We start from the raw sequence: 19,916 nt of genomic DNA, 5'->3' as shown, positions 1-19,916 counted from the left end.
TCGGACAAACGGATTATATGATCATCGAAGAAACCGAGGTCGAGACGCAGATCGCTTTCCAGGACCGGAAACGCATCGGCATTATGGGAGGGACATTCAGTCCGCCCCATTTAGGCCATCTGATCGTAGCGCAACAGGTTGGGGAACAACTTGGCTTGGATAAGATTTATTTCATGCCCGATGCCGAGCCCCCACATGTTGATGAAAAAGAATCAATTCCAGCGAATCATCGCGAATCGATGGTGCGGTTGTCCATTGCGGGCAATCCGTTGTTCGATATCGAAACGATCGAGTTGGAGCGGGGCGGTAAGAGCTTTACGATCGATACGATGAAATTGTTGACTTCCATGCATCCGGACACTGATTATTATTTCATCATCGGCGGAGACATGGTGGAATACTTGCCGAAGTGGGAACGCATCGATGAACTGGTACAACTTGTGCAGTTCGTCGGCGTCGCCAGGCTGGGATATGGAAGGGAAAGCATCTATCCAATCATCTGGGTCGATGCGCCATTGATCGACATCAGTTCGACGGAAATCCGCAAGATGGTCAAAACCGGCCGCTCGATCCGTTATTTGGTGAAAGAGGACGTCAAAGATTACATTTTGAAAGAAGGACTCTATCTCGATGACGAAGACTGAGCTTGCATACACAGGAATCTATACGGATTGGACGCGGGAAGCCGTTTTGGCGGAAGTGGAAAAACAGATGAAGCCATCGCGTTTCCAGCATGTGCTGCGGGTTGAAGCCTGTTCCATCCAATTGGCGGAAAAATACGGCGCATCCATGGAAGCCTGCTCGTTGGCCGCTCTCCTGCATGACTTTGCGAAAGAACATGACGCGGAAAGCATGAAGGAAATCGTCCTGTCCGAAGGGATGGACAGCGAAATGACCGATTACGGCAGCGAAATCATGCATGGACCTGTCGGCGCTTATTATGCCGAAATGGTATTCAGAATCACGGATGAGGCTATCCTTGACGCAATCCGCCAGCATACAATCGGTGGTGAGACAATGACCCTGATCGGGAAAGTCCTCTTCGTTGCCGATTACATCGAATCGGGACGCGCATTCAAGGGCGTAGACGAAGCCAGAAGACTGGCTGAAATCAGCCTGGATGAGGCAGCTTATTTTAAAATAGAAAAAACAATCATCCATCTGGTGAAGAAAGAACTGCCGATTTATCCCGGCACAATCTATGTCTACAACAGTTGGATCCAAAGAAAAGTGGGGAAATCATAATGAAATTAACAAGTGAAGAATTATTGGAATTAGTGGTTAAAGCAGCAGATGACAAATTGGCTCAGGATATCATGGCATTGGATGTACGCGGTTTGACATCGATCGGTGATTACTTTGTTGTCATGAACGGCCGTAACGAAAAGCAAGTCGCTGCAATCGTGGAAGCGATCGTGGAGAGCGTGCACAAAAACAAAGGCGAAGTCAAAAATGTTGAAGGCAAAGATTCGGGCAAATGGACATTGATCGATCTGAACGACCTTATCGTGCACGTATTCAACCATGAGGAACGCGGCTACTACAACATCGAAAAATTATGGAGTGATGCGCCTATGGTCGACATCTCGGGGATGGTCACTGAGCAATGAGTTACGACATCTTTGCCCATTACTATGATGAAATAATGGACCAGTCTGTCTACGACAGCTGGCTTCTTTATGTTGAAAAATATACAGCCGGGAAATCCGGTCTGGACATCATGGAATTGGCATGCGGGACAGGGAAGATTGCAGTGGAATTGGCGAAAAAAGGCCATCGGGTAACAGGGGTCGACCTCTCCGACGAAATGCTTTCGCTTGCCTATAATCGGATGCAGGAAGAAGGCGTTACGCTTTCGTTGGCAGTGGGAGACATGCGTTCGCTGGAGCCGATGGGGGATTTTGACGTCGTGACGTGCTTCTCTGATTCACTTTGCTACATGACGGATGAAGCTGAAGTGGCGGAAGTCTTTCAGAGCGTCATCCGCAATCTCGGACCTGGCGGTGTTTTTTTGTTCGACGTCCACTCGATGCATCAAGTGAATAACGTTTTTCCGGGATATCAATACATCTATCAGGATGAAGCGGGAGCCTTCCTTTGGGAAAGTTTTACCGGCGATGCTGCGAATAGTGTCGAGCATGATTTGACTTTCTTCATGGGATCCCAGAAGAATCCGGAATTGTTTGAACGCCATTCGGAATATCATCGCGAACGCACGTATCCGCTGGAAGTCTATAAGCGGATCCTTAAAGAAGCCGGCTTCACCGATGTTGCGGCTACAGCCGAATTCGGTGAAACTGATGTGAGTGATGACAGTCCGCGCTGGTTTTTTGCCTGCAAAAAAGCTTAAGCAACCATACTAATGAAACCAAAGGGGGGCGCTTCGATGAAAGCTTGTGGTGTAATCGCAGAATATAATCCTTTTCACAACGGACACCGCTATCAACTGTCGGAAGCACGTCGGATGACCAAGAGCGATGTCATGATTGTCGCCATGAGCGGCAATTTTGTCCAAAGGGGCGCGCCCGCTTTGTTGGATAAATGGACGCGTGCGGAAATCGCGTTGCGGAACGGTGCTGATATAGTCGTGGAGATGCCCGTGTTGGGAAGTGTCCAGGCCGCGGATCTGTTCGCAAGTGCAGGCATCCGTTTGCTGCAGGCGATGCAGTGCGATGCCTTTGCATTCGGTGCTGAAGAAGGCACAGCGGAAGATTTCATTTCGCACAGCCGCTTCTTGCGCGAACACGAATCGGAAATCAATCGGATTTTTCAGACTTACCGAAATGATGGCAGAACCTATGCTGCGCAACTGGAAACGGCCATTGCCGACATCTTGCGCCCACAAGGTTCTGCTATTTCCTTTTCAACGCCCAATAATCAGCTCGGATTGGCATATGTCAAAGAAAATGAACAATTCCCTGAACCGATGGAAACGGCCATCGTGCTTAGGCGCGGTGCCGGACACAACGACAGTGACGCTTTCGGACAAGAATTTGCAAGTGGGACCGCCATTCGCGAATGGTCACTCCACCACGGGAAAGAAACCGAAAGGAAGGACATTGGCAGGTTTGTGCCGCAAGAGACGTTAGAAGCGCTGGAGAGGCGTCCTCTGCTTGATTGGGCCCCTTACTGGGGAATGTTGCAATATCAGCTCCTGTTGCTTTCGCATACGGAACTCCAGAACATCTATCAGGTTGAAGAAGGTATCGAATACAGGCTGAAAAAGGAAGCCGAGGACGCAGCTGATTTTACGGCCTTCATTCGGCGTGTGAAGACCAAGCGCTGGACATGGGCCAGGCTTCAGCGGGTCTGCACCTATATTTTGTTGGGGATAACCAAAGCAGAAGCGAATTCTTTCCGGGAAAAAGCGGATTCCATCCGGTTGCTCGGATTTACGGAGGCAGGAAGACGCTATCTGAACACTTTGAAAAAAAACACGGAAACCCCGATCGTCACGAAATTGCGTGAGCCACATACCTCGGACTTGCAGCTGGAAATCCGGAGCGATCGCATCTATCGGTTGGGAGCCATTCCGGTTTTGGAGGAGCAGAATTTCACCCGGGCACCCATTTATATCCGTAACGAGCCAAGGAATCAGAGCTAGGTTTTTTAAGGAAATTTATGAAAACTTTAATGAAAAAATGCAAGAAGCGTTTGACTGACCACAACCAAAGAAATATAATGGATAGGTTAATAGATGCTAGAGCCTTGAATATTCGGTTTTAGGCACTAAGGAGGACAATCAAATGAGCGAAGAAGCCAACTCCGTCAGTTTCGTTCCCGTAATCGTGGGGGGGAACAGAGGAGCCTATAGTTTGGCGAGAGCTTTCTATGAAGCGTATCAAGTTAAAACGAATCTCATCAGCCCGATGATCATAGGTCCTATCGGCAATTCCCGCATCATCAAGCATTACATCCAACCGGGAATCGATGACCTGGATCATTTTTTTGAGACTATTCAACAAATCGGCCGTGACTATCCGAATATGAAAAAAATCATCTTTGGGGCAGACGATCGCTATGCAGAACTGTTGATCCGAACGAAGGACCGCTTCAGTGATGATTGGATCATTCCGTACGTGGATGAAGATGTATTCCTGCGGGCGACAAATAAGGAAAGTTTTTACGCCATCTGTGAAAAAGCAGGGGTTCCTTATCCGAAGACTGTAGTTATGGATGAATTTTCACTGAACTTGCCGTTTGAATTTCCGATCATCATCAAGCCTTCGAATGCCATCATGTATCAGGGACTGCATTTTGAAGGGAAAGAAAAAGTCTTCATAGGACGGGATGAAAAAGATCTTGAACGCATCTATCATTTAGTGCGCGACAATGGCTATACAGACAACCTAATCCTGCAGGAGTATGTGCCCGGCGATGACACTTACCTCGGTGTCGTAACGGTCTACACATCGCCTAGGGACAAGGAAATCAAGCTGATCGCGTTCGGCCACATCCTTTTGGAAGACCATACGCCATCCGCCATCGGAAACCACCTGACGATTTGGGCAAGAGAAGAGCAGAAGATTGTTGCTTCCGTCCAAAAACTGGTTGCGGAAACCGAGTTTTATGGTTTCTCCAATTTTGACGTGAAGTATGATGAGCGCAAAGATGACTATGTTTTCTTTGAATTGAACGGGCGTCTTGGCGTCAGTAACTATTATGTCACTGCCAGCGGCAACAATGTCGCGAAATACTATGTTGAAGATTACATAGCCAAGAAAAAACTTGGTGTTACGATCAATACGAATGAAACCTTGTTCACTATGACACCAAAGAGCCTTTTGCTGAAGTATGTCAAGTCCGACGTGTTGCGGAAAAAAGTAAAAGAGCTGTACAAGGATGGCAAAGTAGTGCACCCGTTGGATGCGCCTTTTGAAGTCAGCCCGAAAAGGAAATTCTATGTGTTGGCTTCCAAATTCAATTATTACAAAAAATTCAGAGAGTATCCGCCAGAGGAATAAGCTGAATCAAGAAACAAACGGGAAACGAGGGATGAGAAAGTATGAAAAAATTTTTTGGTATTCTTGGGGGAATGGGAACGCTGGCGACGACCAACTTTCTTGTTGAAATGAATAAACGTCATTTCCCCGAAAACGACCAGGATTATTTCAATTACGTTCTGATGAACCACGCTGATATTCCGGATCGTACGGAATATATTTTGGATCCGACCAAACCGAATCCGGTGGACGCAGTGATAGAAGATGTTCATATGTTGAATCTTCTTCAGCCAGAATTCATCATCATGCCCTGCAATACTATCCATTATTTCTTCGATGATATTCAAAAGGAAACGGATATTCCGATTTTGAATATGATCGATCTTACGGTCGACTATATTGCGGAACATTATGAGGGCGCAGAAAAAGTCGGATTATTTGCCACAGAGGGAACGCATCAGAGCCGCATCTACGAAAATCGGCTTGTTGAGAAAGGTTACCAAGTTGTATTGCCGGACAGAGAATTACAAAACAAGATCAATAAAATGATTTATTATTACATCAAAGAGAGATCGCATTTATTTTTCCCTTTGTATTACGAAATTTTGGAAGACTTCAAAAATTGCGGTGCGGATATTGTGCTGTTGGGTTGCACGGAAGTTTCCTTGATGAACAGTGAGGATGAAGAGCAACGCTATCCGATCGTCGACGCGGAAAAGGTGCTTTTGGACAAAACAATCGCGTTGGCCAAAGAATTAAAAGCATAAAAAAACGTTTTCCTTTTTAGATGTAAAGGAAAATACATTGACAAAGTTTTTTTTCACTAGTATAATTCAATTTGTTATTTTAGGGGTGATGGAAATGCAATGGCCATTAAAAGAATTACAAGAACATCGTGGTGAACCGTACTATTTCTCTCGGATGATAGACCGGGAAAGTTCATTGATGCAAAGAAATAATGAAATCAAAGCAGTGTCGCCGATTAAGGCGGAAGGTTTCTTATTATACGAAAATCATTCTGTGCTTGCCAATTTCCGAATCGATTTAACGATTACCCTGCCTTCGTCAAGGTCGTTGGAATTAGTTGATGTACCCTTGCAATTAGCAATCGAAGAAGTGTACACTGAGAGTGAATCGCTCTACCTCGAGCAGGACAATCCTGCGGAAGTCGTGTTGCCGCTTGAAGGTGATGAAGTGAATCTGGTCCCCGCTATCGAGGACAACATTCTGCTGAATCTACCTCTACAAGTCTTCACGCCGGAAGAGATGGAGTCCGAGGACATGCCTAGTGGCGCTGAATGGGAAGTTGTTTCCGAAGAATCTTTCGCAAGAAAGAGACAAGAAGAAAAAACCGACCAGATTGATCCGCGATTAGCTGGTCTGAAGGCCCTGTTAGAAGACGAAGAAAAAACAGAGTGAAATTTTTGACGCTGATCTTTTTAAATAAATACAGCGATTAATACAGGGAGGTGTAAGGAAATGGCAGTACCTAAAAGAAGAACATCTAAAGCAAGAAAAGCAAAAAGACGTACGCACTTCAAGTTATCAATTCCAGGCTTGAACGCATGCCCTAATTGTGGCGAATTGAAAAAGAGCCACCACGTTTGTGCATCATGCGGTCACTATGATGGAGAAGTAGTTATCGAAAAACAAAGCTAATCCTGAAATGCCATCCGCAATTCCAGCCAGCAGAATGAATTTTCTGCTGGCTTTTTTTGTTCCCTTTTTTCAAGGAAGCATAATTTTCCAGAATGAGGTAAAATGTATCTATGCGGCATGGACGCCATATTTTCGCAAAGGAGCGTTGGGATGCAAAACTTCCACTATTTTGAAATTCTGTTGTATGTTTTTCCGATTTTAGAAATCATTCTGATCAACAAATTTTTTAGGCCGTATCTCAGGTACAAACAAATTATCCAATTGACGGTTGCGGACGTTGTGTTGCCGTTTTTGTTCGTAGGCATTCATCTGCTGAGTGTCTACAGTTTGACTTATTCGCTCTTGCCGCACTTTCTGCTTGCGTCTTGCGTCGTCGGCCTGCTCCAGACGCTGTATTTCGACAAACGCAAAAAGATCCATCAGCCGAAGCGGTTTTATCGTTATTTCATAAAAATACTGTTTTTGATGGCACTGCTTTTTTATTACATGTTGGTGCTGTTGCGCATTTATTTCCTTGTAAGAGGATAGCCGAAAATTAAAGAATGAGGTGGCACGAAATCATGAAAGTATTATTGTACTCTGAAGGTATGAAATACATCGGGAAATCCGGTTTGGGAAGAGCAATCGAGCATCAGAAAAAAGCTCTCACACTGGAAGGGATATCTTTTACGACAGACTACAGAGACGATTTTGATCTGATGCACATCAATACCTACTTCGGACAATCCTATCGTCTGTTGCATAAAGTCAAAAAACAAGGGAAACCAATCGTTTATCATGCCCACTCCACAAAGGAGGACTTCCGGAATTCTTTTATATTCTCCAATGCGGCTGCGCCTTTGTTCAGTAAATGGATTCTGCACTGCTACAGCCATGGCGATGTGGTCTTGACGCCTACCCCCTATTCCAAAAAATTGCTGCTGCAGGCGGGGTTGCAACAACCGATCATCCCGATTTCGAACGGAATCGATTTGTCGTTTTACCAAGCGACTGCGGAAATGGGTGCGTCCTTCCGCCAGAAATATGGGTATACTGCAACAGACAAGGTTATTATGTCTGTTGGCCTTTACATCAAGCGGAAAGGGATCCTTGATTTTGTCGCTTTAGCCAAAGCGATGCCTGCTTACCAGTTCATCTGGTTTGGATACTTGAACCTCCACCAAGTTCCACGGGAAATCCGCGAAGCGGTAGAGACAAAATTGCCCAATCTGCAATTTGCCGGTTATGTGGCTCCTGATGAGCTCCGGAATGCATACTGTGGTGCTGATTTGTTTTTCTTTCCAACTTACGAAGAAACGGAAGGAATCGTCCTTCTGGAGGCACTCGCCATGGGACAGGAGGTCCTGATCCGGGATATACCGATTTATGAGGACGATTTCGTCGATGGCAAACACGTCTACAAAGGCAAAACGAATGATGATTTCCGAAGGTTGATCAGCGGCATATTGGAAGGGGACCTGCCTTCTTTGAAGGCTGCAGGCCAAGATCATATACGCCAGAAAGACCTCAGCTACATCGGTTCGGAATTGAGAAGTGCTTACGAAACTGCGATCCAGTTGAATAAGTCCGACAAAAGCCCAATCTCGGTCCCGCAAACAAAATGATTTTTTGTGGGAAAAATCCCCACATTCGATAAATTTTTCGGAAACCGCTAGTCTGAGCCAAGCTTTATCTGCGTGGCACTGGTGGTGTCCCATCCTTGCGCCGAGCAAAATGATAGATGATAACTGAAAACAAATTGATTTCGATTATTTGTCGAAATCAATTTGTTTTTTTTATGAATTGTTCGGGAAAATGTGGTAGAAAGTGGGGGGATGTGGTAGACTGAAAACATATTTGAAGGTGGGGGCGAGTGTCTTTATGTTGATGGGCGAATTCAAACACAATATAGATGCTAAAGGCAGATTGATCATGCCCGCAAAATTCCGTGAGGAATTAGGCGATACGTTCATCATCACCCGTGGATTGGACGGCTGTTTGTTCGGCTATCCGTTAAGCCAATGGGAGCTGCTGCAAGAGAAATTGAAACAGCTGCCCCTTGCCAAAAAAGATGCGCGTGCTTTTACCCGTTTCTTCTATTCAGCCGCTATGGAAGCTGAATTGGATAAACAAGGGCGCATCAATATCCCTCAAACCTTATTGGATTATGCGAAAATTGAAAAAGAATGTCGTATTGTCGGAGTAGCCGACCGTATTGAAATATGGAGCAACGAGAAGTGGGAAGAATTTGCTGATGAGGCTGCCGAAAACTTCGAAGATATTGCTGAAACGATGATCGACTTTGGATTGTAGGTGTAAAAATGGAAAAATTTGAACATTATAGCGTGTTGTTAAATGAGTCCATCGATGGTTTGAACATCAAACCAGATGGCATTTATGTCGATTGCACTTTGGGTGGTGCCGGACACAGCAGCGTGATTTTATCAAAATTGAATGAAAATGGGCATCTGTATGCCTTTGACCAAGACCGTATCGCTATCGAAAATGCAGAAGCAACGTTGGCGAGTTATATCGAAAAAGGCATGGTGACACTCATCAAGGCCAATTTTCGGAATATCAAAGAAGAACTGGAAGACCGTGATGTGTTTGGCGTGGATGGCATCCTGTATGATTTGGGAGTGTCTTCCCCACAATTGGACCAAGCAGAACGAGGGTTCAGTTACCGCTATGATGCGCCGCTCGACATGCGCATGGACCAAGAACAGGAATTGACGGCCCGCGTCATTGTGAATGAGTGGTCTTTTGCTGAGTTAGTGAAGATTTTTTATCGTTATGGCGAAGAAAAATTTTCAAAGCAGATTGCCCGTAAAATCGAAAAAATCAGAGAAACCCAACCGATTGAGACGACTGGCGAATTGGTTGAAATCATCAAGGACTGCATCCCTGCACCTGCCAGAAGAAAAGGTGGACACCCGGCTAAGCGTATTTTCCAAGCTTTGCGCATCGCCGTCAACGACGAATTATCCGCTATTGAAGATTCGATAGAAGATGGCTTGAAGATGCTGAACGTCGGAGGGCGCATGAGCGTGATTTCCTTCCAATCATTGGAGGACCGGATCGTTAAAGTTCTTTTCAAAGAAGCCAGCTCGAAAGAGGACACCTTGCCGCTTTTGCCTATTCTTCCCGTGGAGTATGAAGCGGACTACAAACTGATCAGCCGAAAACCAATCATGCCCAACGAGGCGGAATTAAGTGAAAATTCGCGTTCTCAAAGTGCAAAATTGCGTGTCATCGAAAGAGTCAAGATATAACAGGAGCACAGCAGCTCTGTAACTAAAGATCATCAGTCGGAAACAATGAAGCGTGCCTGAGCTGCACGATTCATTGCGGGGGAGGAGAGGATTAAGTGGCATTACCTGAATATAGAGCGGCAATAGCACCACAACCGAAGCTGCCTAAAGAACAGACAGAACCCATAAAAGGCCAACCTGAACCGAAAGGCTACAAGGCCGTTAGAGATAAATATGTCAAACTTGAAAAATTTGCCATCACCATCACGCTGTTAAGTGCATTGGTCGTATTGCTGTTATCACTGGCTACACAAGTGACCCTCTCCAATCAGAACAGAGCGTTGCAGGACTTACAAAATGATAGCGTTGCAATCGGTTTAGAAAATCAAAACTTGGAGCAAGAAGTCCAAGAACTTTCAAGATACGACCGCATCATCGAGATAGCAAAAGAACTTGGTCTGGAAATGAATGAAGCAAACGTTAGGAATGTTACGCGATGAAAAAAACAGCTAATCCTCAAAAAAACCGAAAAAAAATGACTCGCATCATGGTTGGTTTAACAGGTTTACTATTTCTTGTATTTATTTTTCGTTTTTCTATGATCATGATCACCAAGAAGGTAAATGGCGAGAATTTAAGCGAGCATGTTAATAACTTATATACCAGAAGTAGTATCCTTGCCGCAAAAAGAGGTACCATCTATGACATAGGTGGTAATCCCATTGCCTTGGATGCTACTTCTTATTCGTTGGTTGCCGTTTTGACCGATGAATGGAGCGAAGATAAAGAAGCTCCGAATCATATCGTCGACAAGGAAAAAACTGCTGAAGCTCTGGCACAATATATCAGCATGAGCAAAGAAGAGATTCTGACCACTCTGAACCAAGAGGGTTTGAAGCAAGTCGAATTCGGAAGCGCAGGAACCAACCTGAATTATGCGACCAAATCCAGCATTGAAGCAGAAGAACTTCCGGGGATTACGTTCGAGGAAACACCTTCAAGACTTTATCCAAACGGGATTTTTGCGTCTCATCTTGTCGGCTTTGCGCAAAGTTCAGCCAGCGAAGAAGAAGCAGACACAAACGAAGAGAAGAAATTGGTCGGCATGATGGGAATAGAATCCCTGTACGATAATGAGTTGGATGGCAGTGATGGTGAAGTTACCTATCAAGAAGATTCCAATGGTTACCTGATTCCCGGAACGCAGATTCAGGAAAAGGAGCCAGTTGAAGGGAATAATCTTTATCTGACGCTCGACAGTCGCCTGCAGATCTATCTGGAAAGCCTGATGTCGCAAGTGTATGCAGAGGCTGAACCGGAATCGATGACAGCTATGTTGGTTGATCCGGATACCGGTGCGATTCTTGCGGCTTCCCAGCGTCCCACCTTCAACGCCACGACCAAAGATGGCATTGATGCGCAATGGCAGAATCTGTTGGTGGAGGATACCTACGAACCGGGTTCCACTTTCAAAATTTTGACTTTGGCGGCAGCTGTGAACGAGGGAGTATTCAGCCCATTTGCAACATATACTTCCGGTAGTGTGGAAGTGGAAGGAGGAACCATCCGTGACTACAATAAGGATGGTTGGGGCAATATCACCTATCTCGAGGGATTGGCCCGCTCAAGCAACGTGGCCTTCGTGAAACTGGTGCAAACAATGGGTTACGATGTTTGGGAGTCCTATATGAAGGCATTTGGAATCGGACAATCAACCGATTCGGGACTGGAAAATGAAGCAACTGGGAATTACAGCTATACGTATCCGCTGGAAAAAGCGAATACGGCTTTCGGACAAGGGGTAACCGTTACGCCTTTCCAATTGATGCAAGCTTTTACGGCAATCGCAAATGATGGCACCATGATGAAACTGAACTATTTGGATCGCACAGAAGATCCGAATACGGGCAAGGTTACCGTTAATGAACCGGAAGAAGTCGGATCTCCGATCAAGGCGGAAACCGCTCAAACAGTCCTGACCTATCTGAAAGAAGTCGTCTACAACGAGAATGGATCCGGACAGGCTTACAAGATCGAAGGGACAGAGATCGCTGCCAAAACGGGTACGGCGGAAGTGGTGAATTCCACAACTGGCGCATATTACACTGGCTATTCCAATTATCTTTACTCAGTGGTCGGATTCGCGCCAGCGGATGATCCCAGCTATATCCTGTATTTGACAATGAAACGACCTGCAAACTTGGACAGCCTGAATGGCTCCAAGTATCTGTCGGAAATATTCAATCCATTCATGACAAGAGCAATCGAGTACGACAACCTGAATACGGAAGTGACGGGGGACGTCAACCAGGCTTCGATGCCGGAAGTGACAACATTATCCAAAGATGAAGCTTTGGCGGCACTGACTGCTGTCGGATATAATGATACAGCAATCATCGGCAGCGGTAGCCGAATCGTGCAACAATACCCATACGCCGGGACACAAACTATCACGAACCAGAAGGCGATCCTTATGACTGAAGGGGCGATGACGATGCCTGATGTTTACGGTTGGTCAAAAGACGATGTCTTGAAAGTATCAGAAATCGCTGGCATAAACTTTACTTTTGAAGGGGAAGGCTATGTGGTTTTTCAGAGTCTGGAGACGGGATCCATCTTGAACGCTGCCACGGAAGTCAAGATCATTTTGGAATAAGCGTTCAGAAGCAACACTCATAAAATTAATCAATCAAAAAATGTAAAACACCTATTAGGAGGAAATCATATGCATTGGACAGAAATGCTGTTGCCATTATCGATCAGCTTTGCCCTTACAATCAGCATGATGCCAATTTTCATCGGCTATTTTAAATTGAAACAATTCGGACAGATCACCAGGGAAGAAGGTCCGAAATGGCATCAAGTGAAAAGTGGCACACCGACGATGGGCGGAGTCGTATTCATCATTGCTGCAATCCTTACCGTTATCGGGACAGCAATCTGGAAAGATGTCCTCACCGTAAAATTGGCTATGTTGCTGTTTGTTCTGTTGTTTTTTGCAGCTATCGGTTTTTTGGATGATTTCCTGAAAATATTCAAAAAACAAAATGAAGGGCTGACTTCCAAACAAAAGTTCATTTCGCAATTGGTCGGGTCTTTCGTCTTCGTCGCGCTGTTCTTCTTGTCGGGCTCAGATCCTCTGATCACCATTCCCTTCTTGGGACAGATCCATAACTGGTTCGTGTTCGCTGCATTCACGATTATCTGGATCACAGGTTTTTCGAATGCTGTGAATCTGACCGATGGATTGGACGGATTGGTTGCCGGCACAGCAGGCATCGCCTATACTGCATACGGCATATTGGCATACCGCCAAGGACAATTGGAAGTACTACTGTTTTGTATCGCGATTGTAGGCGGCCTGATCGGTTTCTTCTTTTTCAACAAAAAACCAGCTAAGATTTTTATGGGCGACGTCGGCTCGTTGGCATTGGGTGCCGGACTCGCTGTTGTTTCCTTGGCGTTGCATCTGGAATGGTCCTTGTTGCTGATTGGCCTTGTTTTCGTCATTGAAACGGCCAGCGTCATGCTGCAGGTAGGCTCCTTCAAATTGCGCGGCAAACGCATCTTCAAGATGTCTCCGATCCATCATCATTTCGAAATGAGTGGGTGGAGCGAATGGCGCGTCGTCTTGACTTTCTGGGCGGTCGGTCTAGTTTCTGCAATCTTAGCCTTGTGGCTGCTTGTCTAAGCGAAAGGAGAAAAAGACATGAAAACAAATAATCGATTTGAAAACAAAAAAGTATTGGTGCTGGGCTTGGCGCTCAGCGGGATGAATGCGGCCAAACTGCTCTTGGAACTGGGTGCAATGGTCACAGTCAATGACGCAAAGGAATTGAACGACAATCCGGATGCGAAGGAGTTGATTTCATCCGGAATCAAAGTCATCGCTGGATCCCATCCAATCGAGTTATTGGATGAATCTTTCTCGTTCATGGTCAAGAATCCGGGCATCCCTTACAACAATCCGATGGTCAAACGTGCTCTTGAATTGGGAATCCCAGTGTTGACAGAGGTCGAGTTGGCAGCAGAAATTCTCGAAGGCCGCCTGATCGGTGTGACAGGCACGAACGGAAAGACCACTACCACGACGATGATCGCTGACCTCTTGAATGCAGGCAGAAAAATAGGGAAAGCCTATAAAGCCGGCAATATCGGCGTGCCTGCATCCGCAGTGGCGCGTGTGGCGACTGCAGACGACGATGTCGTGATGGAACTGTCCAGCTTCCAATTGATGGGTATCGAAGCGATGCGTCCTGCCATCGCCGTCATCACCAATATCACGGAAGCCCATCTGGATTATCATGGGGACCGCAAAGAATACGTCAAAGCGAAGTGGCGTATAACCGAGAACCAAACCGCGGATGATTATCTTGTTTTGAATTGGGATCAAGCGGAATTGCGTGAAATGTCTCAGCTTTCAAAAGCGCAAATCGTTCCTTTTTCACGCACGCAGGTTCTGAATGATGGCGCCTATGCATTAGAAGGTTCACTGTATTTCAAGGGCGAAAAAGTGATGGATATTTCCGATTTGAGGGTTCCTGGCGAACACAATGTCGAAAATGCACTTGCTGCGATCGCTGTAGCGAAACTGTCGGGTGTGGCCAATGTCGCTATCGTATCAGCCTTCCACCTCTTTTATGGCGTAGAGCACCGGATCCAATTCGTAGCCGAGCTCAACGGAAGAAAATTCTACAATGACTCGAAAGCGACCAACATCCTCGCAACCAAAACGGCTCTGAGCAGTTTCCGGGCACCAATCATCCTGTTGGCGGGAGGATTGGACCGTGGGAATACCTTCGATGAGCTCGTTCCCTTTCTTGAAAACGTGAAAACGCTGATCGTCTTCGGGGAAACTGCCGAGAAACTCAAGGATGCGGGAGAAAAAGCCGGAATCAAAGAAATCGTCGTGACGGATCATGTCGCCAGTGCGGTTCCAATCAGTTACCAGTACAGTGAAGAAGGCGAAACGATTCTGTTGTCTCCGGCCTGCGCGAGTTGGGATCAGTACAAAAATTTTGAAGTGCGCGGCAAAACATTCACAGATGCTGTCCATTCCTTGGTCAAAGCCACGAGTGAGGAGGATGGTTCTTTCTAAAGAACCTATGTGCTTATGAAAATAGTATTATCCGGTGGGGGAACAGGCGGGCACATCTACCCGGCTTTAGCCCTGATGAACCGAATCAAAGAAAAATATCCGGACAGCGAGTTCCTTTACGTGGGAACAGACCGCGGTTTGGAAAGCACAATCGTACCGAAGGCGGGCGTTGCCTTCAAATCGGTCAAAATCCAAGGTCTGCGCCGAAGTTTATCGCTTCAGAACCTGAAGACAGTCTACTTGATGATCAAGAGCATTTCGGACTCAAAGAAAATTATTAAGGATTTCCAGCCGGATGTCGTTATCGGGACGGGTGGTTATGTTTGCGCCCCCGTCCTGTATGCCGCATCCAAACTGAGCGTGCCAACCATCATTCATGAGCAAAATTCAGTAGCAGGCGTCACCAATAAATTTTTGAGCCGAGTTGTGGATCGCATCTGCATTTGTTTTGAGGATGCCCGCGGAGACTTCTCCGCCTATCCAGAGAAGATTGTTTTCACCGGGAATCCCCGGGCGCAGGAAGTAGCCTCCTTGAAAGAAAGTGCTGATCTGAAGGACTACGGATTGAAGGAAGAGTTGCCGACTGTTTTGATATTTGGCGGCAGCCGCGGAGCCAGAAAACTGAATGACTCTTTCGTAGCCGCCTACCCGCTCTTCAAAAACAGGCCGTATCAAGTTCTGTTGGCAACCGGAGAAATCCACTACAATGCGGTGGAGCAAGAAATCAATACGTTGACGGACCGTTTGGATAACATCCGTATTGTGCCGTACATCCATGATATGCCGAAATTGTTTAAGCGTACCGACTTAATCGTATCGCGTAGCGGAGCGACCACATTGACGGAAGTGATGGCTTTGGGCTTGCCGAGTATCCTGATCCCCAGTCCCTATGTCACAAACAACCATCAGCAAAAAAATGCGGAAAGCCTAGTGAAAAATGGGGCAGCCGAAATGATTCTCGAGAAAGACCTGCAGGCACAATCATTATTTGAAGCCATCGATAATCTGATGACTAATGTAACAGCACGCAAAGAAATGGCATTCCAAGCCAAGCAGATGGGTATAACCGATGCATCAGACAGGATCATCGATGTCATCTTGACTTTGAAGAAATGAGAAAGGGAGGGGGGCCAGATGATTTTTGGAAAAATCCGTCAGAAGCTGAACAGTAAGCGTTCGTCGGAAGTGACTCCCTGGCAGCGCGCAACTGCTGAATCGGAAAAGCAAAATAAGACACAGTTAAAGCAGAAAATCACCATAAACGGCCGCATGCATTGTTTTCTGGAAGAGAAAAAAGAAAAGTTCAAATCAAGAAAACACCTTCCCGAAACCACAAAAACAGACAAGCGGCCAGGGTATCTTGGATGGTACAGCATTTTCTTGATTGGGGCCATCGGCAGCAGTTTTCTGATTTCTCCTTACGGTAAAGTCAAGGACATCTATGTGGAAGGGGCCGAAGATGTTCCGGAACAAAGTATCATCGATGCCAGCCACATTACGGGGAAGCTGACCGCCTTGGGTGTCGTCTGGAATGACGAAAAAATCGATGCTTACATCACTAATACTTTGCCCGTGGTCAAAACAGCGGAAGTGACGTTGCGCGGCATGAACGATGTCACGATCCATGTTACGGAACACGAAACCATTGCCTACGTTTATTCGGGCGGCAGCTACTATAATGTTCTGGAGAATGGCACTGTGGCGGACACGGAATTAAAGGTTCCGATCGGGAATAACCCGATCATCACAAGCTTTGAAATGAACCAGAATCTGGAAGACCTGCTCGAACAATATACGCAATTGACTGACAGTGTCCAGAACAGCATCTCTGAAATCAAATATACCGGAACGGAAGAAAATCCATATGCAATCACGGTATATATGAATGACGGCAATGAAGTGAAGGCGATCTTGCCATCTTTTGCCGAGAAGATCTTATACTACCCTGACATCGTGAGCCAATTAGGCGAGGCGAAAGGGACCATCGATCTTGAAGTGGGTGTCTACTTTACGCCCTTTGCGCAAACGACGGAAGAGGAAGCGGCGGCTTCGGCAGATTCCGCCACTCCAGTCGAATGAGCTGAAAGAGATTAGGATTGACTTGCAGTCAATCCTTGAACAATGATCGATATCATTGTTGAGGGATTGAAGAACTTTTGTCAGACTTCCTTCTGATAGAATTATTTGTAAAAATCTTCGTAAATGAAGAATTATTATGATAAAATGATAAGGTATAGCTTTCTGGCATCACGTATCAGTAACCGATAATTTTTTTCGGAACAATGCGGATGTTTACACAAGCCATTATGTCAAACGGAGGTTTCAATAAAACCATGAAGAATTCAGGAATATACGTCAGTCTAGATATTGGAACCACTTCAATAAAAGTTGTAGTCGCAGAATATGTGAAAGATCAAATGAACATTATTGGAGTCGGTAATGAAATTTCCAAAGGTCTCAGCCGTGGCGTCATCGTTGATATCGATGAAACGGTCGAATCGATCCGCAGTGCAGTCAGTCAAGCTGAAAGAAAAGCGAATATTCAGATATCAAACGTCATCGTAGGCATACCAAGCAATCAAATCAGCATCGAACCTTGCCATGGGATGTATGCAGTCGCAAGCGAAAACAAGGAAATCACTGACAAGGACGTCCAGAACGTTTTTGCTGCGGCAAAAGTCCGTTCCGTTCCGCCAGAAAGAGAAATCATTTCCGTCATCCCGGAAGAGTTCATCGTAGATGGGTTCGATGGCATCAGAGACCCAAGAGGCATGATCGGCGTACGTCTTGAATTGTACGCAAGCATGATCACTGGTCCGAAAACAATCATCCATAACATCAAACGTTGTGTAGAAAAAGCAGGTCTTCAAATCGAAGATATGGTTGTACAACCATTGGCCATTTCAAGCGTAGCCATGAATAAGGGCGAGCGGGATTTCGGGACCATCCTTATCGACATGGGTGGCGGCCAAACAAGCGCCTCTGTCATGCACGACGATCAATTGAAATTTTCATTTGTTGATCCTGAGGGCGGCGATCTTGTTACCAAAGACATTTCCATCATCTTGAACACGACCTTGGAAAACGCGGAGCGCGCAAAACGTGAATATGGCTATGCCATTTCCGAAGATACCTCCGATGAGGAATTTTTCCCTGTCGAAACGATTGGTAAAGAAGAACCAGTAAAAGTGGATGAGAAATATCTGTCCGAAATCATCGAAGCGCGTCTTGCGCAGATTTTCGAAAACATCAAACGTGCCTTGGATAAAGTTGAAGCTCGCGACCTCCCGGGCGGTATCGTTCTGACTGGAGGCGCAGCGGCTTTGCCGGGCGTCGTCGATTTGGCAAAAGAAATCTTCGAAATCAATGTCAAATTGTACATTCCGGAGCAGATGGGGATGCGCAACCCCATCTATGCAACGAGCATCGGCCTAATTAAGTATGTGGCGGGTCTGGATGACATTTACCGTGTTGCCAAAGGAAAAGTGCAAGTGACAGGTAAAGTGATCCCTTTGCAATCCAAAACTGCGAAACAACCGACAGTCATCGAAGAACCTGTCTATGAAAATGAGACATATGCCGATGAGGATCATTACGAAGAAAGCTTAGTCGGGAAATTAAAACGTTGGTTCAATAATCTATTTGAATAATCACGCTGAACATAAAAAGAATGTTATGAAATAGGAGGAAATGAAATGGAATTGGAATTCGATTCAAGCATGAGTGATGGAGCAAAAATTAAAGTTATCGGTGTCGGTGGGGCAGGTAGCAACGCCGTTAACCGTATGATCGAAGAAGGCGTTAAAGGTGTTGAATTCATCGTGGCCAATACGGACACACAAGCCTTGAATGCATCAAGTGCGGAGACAAGAATTCAACTCGGGCCTAAATTGACGAAAGGATTGGGCGCAGGCTCAGTTCCTGAAGTCGGCCGCAAAGCTGCAGAAGAGAGTGAACAACAAATCTCTGAAGCCTTGGCTGGTGCAGATATGATCTTTGTCACATGCGGAATGGGCGGCGGTACCGGTACTGGTGCAGCCCCTATCGTAGCCAGAATCGCCAAAGATCTCGGCGCATTGACTGTCGGTGTGGTGACGCGTCCGTTCACTTTTGAAGGACCTAAAAGAGGACGTTATGCTGCAGAGGGTATCGCTGATTTAAAAGCAAACGTTGATACATTGGTCATCATCTCAAATAACCGTCTGTTGGAAATCGTCGACAAAAAGACGCCTATGCTGGAAGCCTTCCGCGAAGCCGATAATGTATTGCGTCAAGGCGTTCAAGGGATCTCAGACTTGATCACTGCTCCAGGATATGTCAACTTGGACTTTGCTGATGTGAAGACCGTCATGAAAGATCAAGGTTCTGCTTTGATGGGTATCGGTATCGCTTCGGGTGAAAACCGTACGGCAGAAGCAACCAAAAAAGCTATCTCTTCCCCATTGTTGGAAGTTTCCATCGATGGCGCCGAGCAGATTTTGTTGAACATCACGGGTGGTTCAGACTTGACGTTGTTCGAAGCACAAGATGCAAGTGATATCGTAGCACAAGCTTCATCATCCGAAGTGAACATCATCTTCGGTACTTCCATCAATGAAAACTTGGGCGACGAAGTTATCGTTACAGTAATCGCTACAGGGATCGACGACAAAAAAAAAGATGAAAAAAAAACCGCTAATCGCGGCGGCAGTGCTTTTAAGGGACGTAAAGAAGTAGGGAACGCACCTGCTGCAAACCCGGAGAAACAAGTTCCGACTGAAAGAGCAGAAGAAAAACCAGCCAAAGACCTATTCGGCGACTGGGATATCCGCAGAGACACAAACGTAAGGGAACAGGCACCCCAATCGGTTCAACCTGAGCCAGAAGAATACCCTGTAAAACAAACAGAAAATAATTATCCACGTTATCACGAAAATAAAGAAGATAAAAACGGTGGAGAGGATTCATTGGATACACCACCTTTCTTCCGCAAGAGACGCAGATAAG

21 protein-coding genes are annotated in these 19,916 nt (G+C 45.9%); all 21 read left to right on the top strand.

Going from position 1 to position 19,916, the window contains the following annotated elements; genetic code table 11:
• Window positions 1-17 precede the first annotated feature (17 nt).
• The 21 genes from AC0J5I_RS14445 (at window position 18) to ftsZ (ending at window position 19,915) form a co-directional block, all read left to right on the top strand.
• Window positions 18-644: a nicotinate-nucleotide adenylyltransferase gene (locus tag AC0J5I_RS14445; protein WP_107996025.1), complete on the top strand. Its 627-nt coding sequence runs from the start codon at window positions 18-20 to the stop codon at window positions 642-644.
• Entirely contained in the window at window positions 631-1,245 is a 615-nt protein-coding gene (yqeK, locus tag AC0J5I_RS14440) for a bis(5'-nucleosyl)-tetraphosphatase (symmetrical) YqeK (protein WP_475301372.1), read from the top strand. Before AC0J5I_RS14445 ends, yqeK begins: the two co-directional genes overlap by 14 nt.
• Entirely contained in the window at window positions 1,245-1,610 is a 366-nt protein-coding gene (gene rsfS / locus AC0J5I_RS14435; RefSeq protein WP_107995942.1) for a ribosome silencing factor, read from the top strand. Before yqeK ends, rsfS begins: the two co-directional genes overlap by 1 nt.
• Window positions 1,607-2,350: a class I SAM-dependent DNA methyltransferase gene (locus tag AC0J5I_RS14430; RefSeq protein WP_475301367.1), complete on the top strand. Its 744-nt coding sequence runs from the start codon at window positions 1,607-1,609 to the stop codon at window positions 2,348-2,350. The genes rsfS and AC0J5I_RS14430 overlap by 4 nt, the downstream gene beginning before the upstream one ends.
• Window positions 2,351-2,386: 36 nt before the next feature.
• The gene (locus AC0J5I_RS14425) at window positions 2,387-3,604 is read left to right on the top strand and encodes a nucleotidyltransferase (RefSeq protein WP_475301364.1); all 1,218 of its coding nucleotides are present in this window, start codon (window positions 2,387-2,389) and stop codon (window positions 3,602-3,604) included.
• 142 nt (window positions 3,605-3,746) lie between these two features.
• Entirely contained in the window at window positions 3,747-4,964 is a 1,218-nt protein-coding gene (locus AC0J5I_RS14420; RefSeq protein ID WP_475301360.1) for a carboxylate--amine ligase, read from the top strand.
• Between the two features lie 41 nt (window positions 4,965-5,005).
• Window positions 5,006-5,710 (top strand): aspartate/glutamate racemase family protein, encoded by a 705-nt coding sequence (locus tag AC0J5I_RS14415; RefSeq protein WP_107995938.1) that lies wholly within the window; start codon window positions 5,006-5,008, stop codon window positions 5,708-5,710.
• 94 nt (window positions 5,711-5,804) lie between these two features.
• Window positions 5,805-6,362, top strand: coding sequence for a YceD family protein (locus AC0J5I_RS14410; RefSeq protein ID WP_159072195.1), 558 nt, complete (start codon window positions 5,805-5,807; stop codon window positions 6,360-6,362).
• 60 nt (window positions 6,363-6,422) lie between these two features.
• The gene (gene rpmF / locus AC0J5I_RS14405; protein WP_086628343.1) at window positions 6,423-6,602 is read left to right on the top strand and encodes a 50S ribosomal protein L32; all 180 of its coding nucleotides are present in this window, start codon (window positions 6,423-6,425) and stop codon (window positions 6,600-6,602) included.
• Window positions 6,603-6,752: 150 nt separating this feature from the next.
• Window positions 6,753-7,130 (top strand): DUF3397 family protein, encoded by a 378-nt coding sequence (locus tag AC0J5I_RS14400; RefSeq protein WP_475301351.1) that lies wholly within the window; start codon window positions 6,753-6,755, stop codon window positions 7,128-7,130.
• A 32-nt stretch (window positions 7,131-7,162) separates the two neighbouring features.
• Window positions 7,163-8,206 (top strand): LTA glycolipid anchor biosynthesis glycosyltransferase, IagA/BgsA family, encoded by a 1,044-nt coding sequence (locus AC0J5I_RS14395; RefSeq protein ID WP_107995936.1) that lies wholly within the window; start codon window positions 7,163-7,165, stop codon window positions 8,204-8,206.
• Between the two features lie 256 nt (window positions 8,207-8,462).
• Entirely contained in the window at window positions 8,463-8,894 is a 432-nt protein-coding gene (gene mraZ, locus AC0J5I_RS14390; RefSeq protein ID WP_086943378.1) for a division/cell wall cluster transcriptional repressor MraZ, read from the top strand.
• 8 nt (window positions 8,895-8,902) lie between these two features.
• Entirely contained in the window at window positions 8,903-9,853 is a 951-nt protein-coding gene (rsmH, locus tag AC0J5I_RS14385; RefSeq protein ID WP_107995935.1) for a 16S rRNA (cytosine(1402)-N(4))-methyltransferase RsmH, read from the top strand.
• A gap of 95 nt (window positions 9,854-9,948) precedes the next feature.
• Window positions 9,949-10,332 carry a septum formation initiator family protein gene (locus AC0J5I_RS14380; RefSeq protein ID WP_107995934.1) on the top strand — a complete coding sequence of 128 codons (384 nt, stop codon included), beginning with the start codon at window positions 9,949-9,951 and terminating at the stop codon, window positions 10,330-10,332.
• Window positions 10,329-12,488 (top strand): penicillin-binding protein, encoded by a 2,160-nt coding sequence (locus AC0J5I_RS14375; RefSeq protein ID WP_107995933.1) that lies wholly within the window; start codon window positions 10,329-10,331, stop codon window positions 12,486-12,488. The genes AC0J5I_RS14380 and AC0J5I_RS14375 overlap by 4 nt, the downstream gene beginning before the upstream one ends.
• 69 nt (window positions 12,489-12,557) lie before the next feature.
• Window positions 12,558-13,523: a phospho-N-acetylmuramoyl-pentapeptide-transferase gene (mraY, locus tag AC0J5I_RS14370; RefSeq protein WP_107995932.1), complete on the top strand. Its 966-nt coding sequence runs from the start codon at window positions 12,558-12,560 to the stop codon at window positions 13,521-13,523.
• Window positions 13,524-13,541: 18 nt separating this feature from the next.
• Window positions 13,542-14,930 (top strand): UDP-N-acetylmuramoyl-L-alanine--D-glutamate ligase, encoded by a 1,389-nt coding sequence (gene murD, locus AC0J5I_RS14365; protein WP_475301337.1) that lies wholly within the window; start codon window positions 13,542-13,544, stop codon window positions 14,928-14,930.
• Between the two features lie 15 nt (window positions 14,931-14,945).
• Window positions 14,946-16,046, top strand: coding sequence for an undecaprenyldiphospho-muramoylpentapeptide beta-N-acetylglucosaminyltransferase (murG, locus tag AC0J5I_RS14360; RefSeq protein ID WP_475301335.1), 1,101 nt, complete (start codon window positions 14,946-14,948; stop codon window positions 16,044-16,046).
• Between the two features lie 18 nt (window positions 16,047-16,064).
• Window positions 16,065-17,009, top strand: coding sequence for a cell division protein FtsQ/DivIB (locus AC0J5I_RS14355; RefSeq protein ID WP_475301331.1), 945 nt, complete (start codon window positions 16,065-16,067; stop codon window positions 17,007-17,009).
• Between the two features lie 254 nt (window positions 17,010-17,263).
• Complete coding sequence (ftsA, locus tag AC0J5I_RS14350) at window positions 17,264-18,580, top strand: cell division protein FtsA (RefSeq protein WP_107995928.1); 1,317 nt, start codon at window positions 17,264-17,266, stop codon at window positions 18,578-18,580.
• Window positions 18,581-18,625: 45 nt separating this feature from the next.
• Window positions 18,626-19,915 (top strand): cell division protein FtsZ, encoded by a 1,290-nt coding sequence (gene ftsZ, locus AC0J5I_RS14345; protein ID WP_475301325.1) that lies wholly within the window; start codon window positions 18,626-18,628, stop codon window positions 19,913-19,915.
• Window position 19,916: the final 1 nt, after the last annotated feature.

It is taken from the genome of Trichococcus sp. TS_SC_9 (assembly GCF_056156325.1).
Note: the sequence above shows the minus strand (reverse complement) of the source record. Positions and strands in the feature narration are given on the sequence as shown.

Bases quoted from the DNA above. Each gene is read 5' to 3' on its own strand.
- AC0J5I_RS14445 (WP_107996025.1), top strand. From the start codon at position 18: ATGATCATCGAAGAAACCGAGGTCGAGACGCAGATCGCTTTCCAGGAC.
- yqeK (WP_475301372.1), top strand. From the start codon at position 631: ATGACGAAGACTGAGCTTGCATACACAGGAATCTATACGGATTGGACG.
- rsfS (WP_107995942.1), top strand. From the start codon at position 1,245: ATGAAATTAACAAGTGAAGAATTATTGGAATTAGTGGTTAAAGCAGCA.
- AC0J5I_RS14430 (WP_475301367.1), top strand. From the start codon at position 1,607: ATGAGTTACGACATCTTTGCCCATTACTATGATGAAATAATGGACCAG.
- AC0J5I_RS14425 (WP_475301364.1), top strand. From the start codon at position 2,387: ATGAAAGCTTGTGGTGTAATCGCAGAATATAATCCTTTTCACAACGGA.
- AC0J5I_RS14420 (WP_475301360.1), top strand. From the start codon at position 3,747: ATGAGCGAAGAAGCCAACTCCGTCAGTTTCGTTCCCGTAATCGTGGGG.
- AC0J5I_RS14415 (WP_107995938.1), top strand. From the start codon at position 5,006: ATGAAAAAATTTTTTGGTATTCTTGGGGGAATGGGAACGCTGGCGACG.
- AC0J5I_RS14410 (WP_159072195.1), top strand. From the start codon at position 5,805: ATGCAATGGCCATTAAAAGAATTACAAGAACATCGTGGTGAACCGTAC.
- rpmF (WP_086628343.1), top strand. From the start codon at position 6,423: ATGGCAGTACCTAAAAGAAGAACATCTAAAGCAAGAAAAGCAAAAAGA.
- AC0J5I_RS14400 (WP_475301351.1), top strand. From the start codon at position 6,753: ATGCAAAACTTCCACTATTTTGAAATTCTGTTGTATGTTTTTCCGATT.
- AC0J5I_RS14395 (WP_107995936.1), top strand. From the start codon at position 7,163: ATGAAAGTATTATTGTACTCTGAAGGTATGAAATACATCGGGAAATCC.
- mraZ (WP_086943378.1), top strand. From the start codon at position 8,463: ATGTTGATGGGCGAATTCAAACACAATATAGATGCTAAAGGCAGATTG.
- rsmH (WP_107995935.1), top strand. From the start codon at position 8,903: ATGGAAAAATTTGAACATTATAGCGTGTTGTTAAATGAGTCCATCGAT.
- AC0J5I_RS14375 (WP_107995933.1), top strand. From the start codon at position 10,329: ATGAAAAAAACAGCTAATCCTCAAAAAAACCGAAAAAAAATGACTCGC.
- mraY (WP_107995932.1), top strand. From the start codon at position 12,558: ATGCATTGGACAGAAATGCTGTTGCCATTATCGATCAGCTTTGCCCTT.
- murD (WP_475301337.1), top strand. From the start codon at position 13,542: ATGAAAACAAATAATCGATTTGAAAACAAAAAAGTATTGGTGCTGGGC.
- murG (WP_475301335.1), top strand. From the start codon at position 14,946: ATGAAAATAGTATTATCCGGTGGGGGAACAGGCGGGCACATCTACCCG.
- AC0J5I_RS14355 (WP_475301331.1), top strand. From the start codon at position 16,065: ATGATTTTTGGAAAAATCCGTCAGAAGCTGAACAGTAAGCGTTCGTCG.
- ftsA (WP_107995928.1), top strand. From the start codon at position 17,264: ATGAAGAATTCAGGAATATACGTCAGTCTAGATATTGGAACCACTTCA.
- ftsZ (WP_475301325.1), top strand. From the start codon at position 18,626: ATGGAATTGGAATTCGATTCAAGCATGAGTGATGGAGCAAAAATTAAA.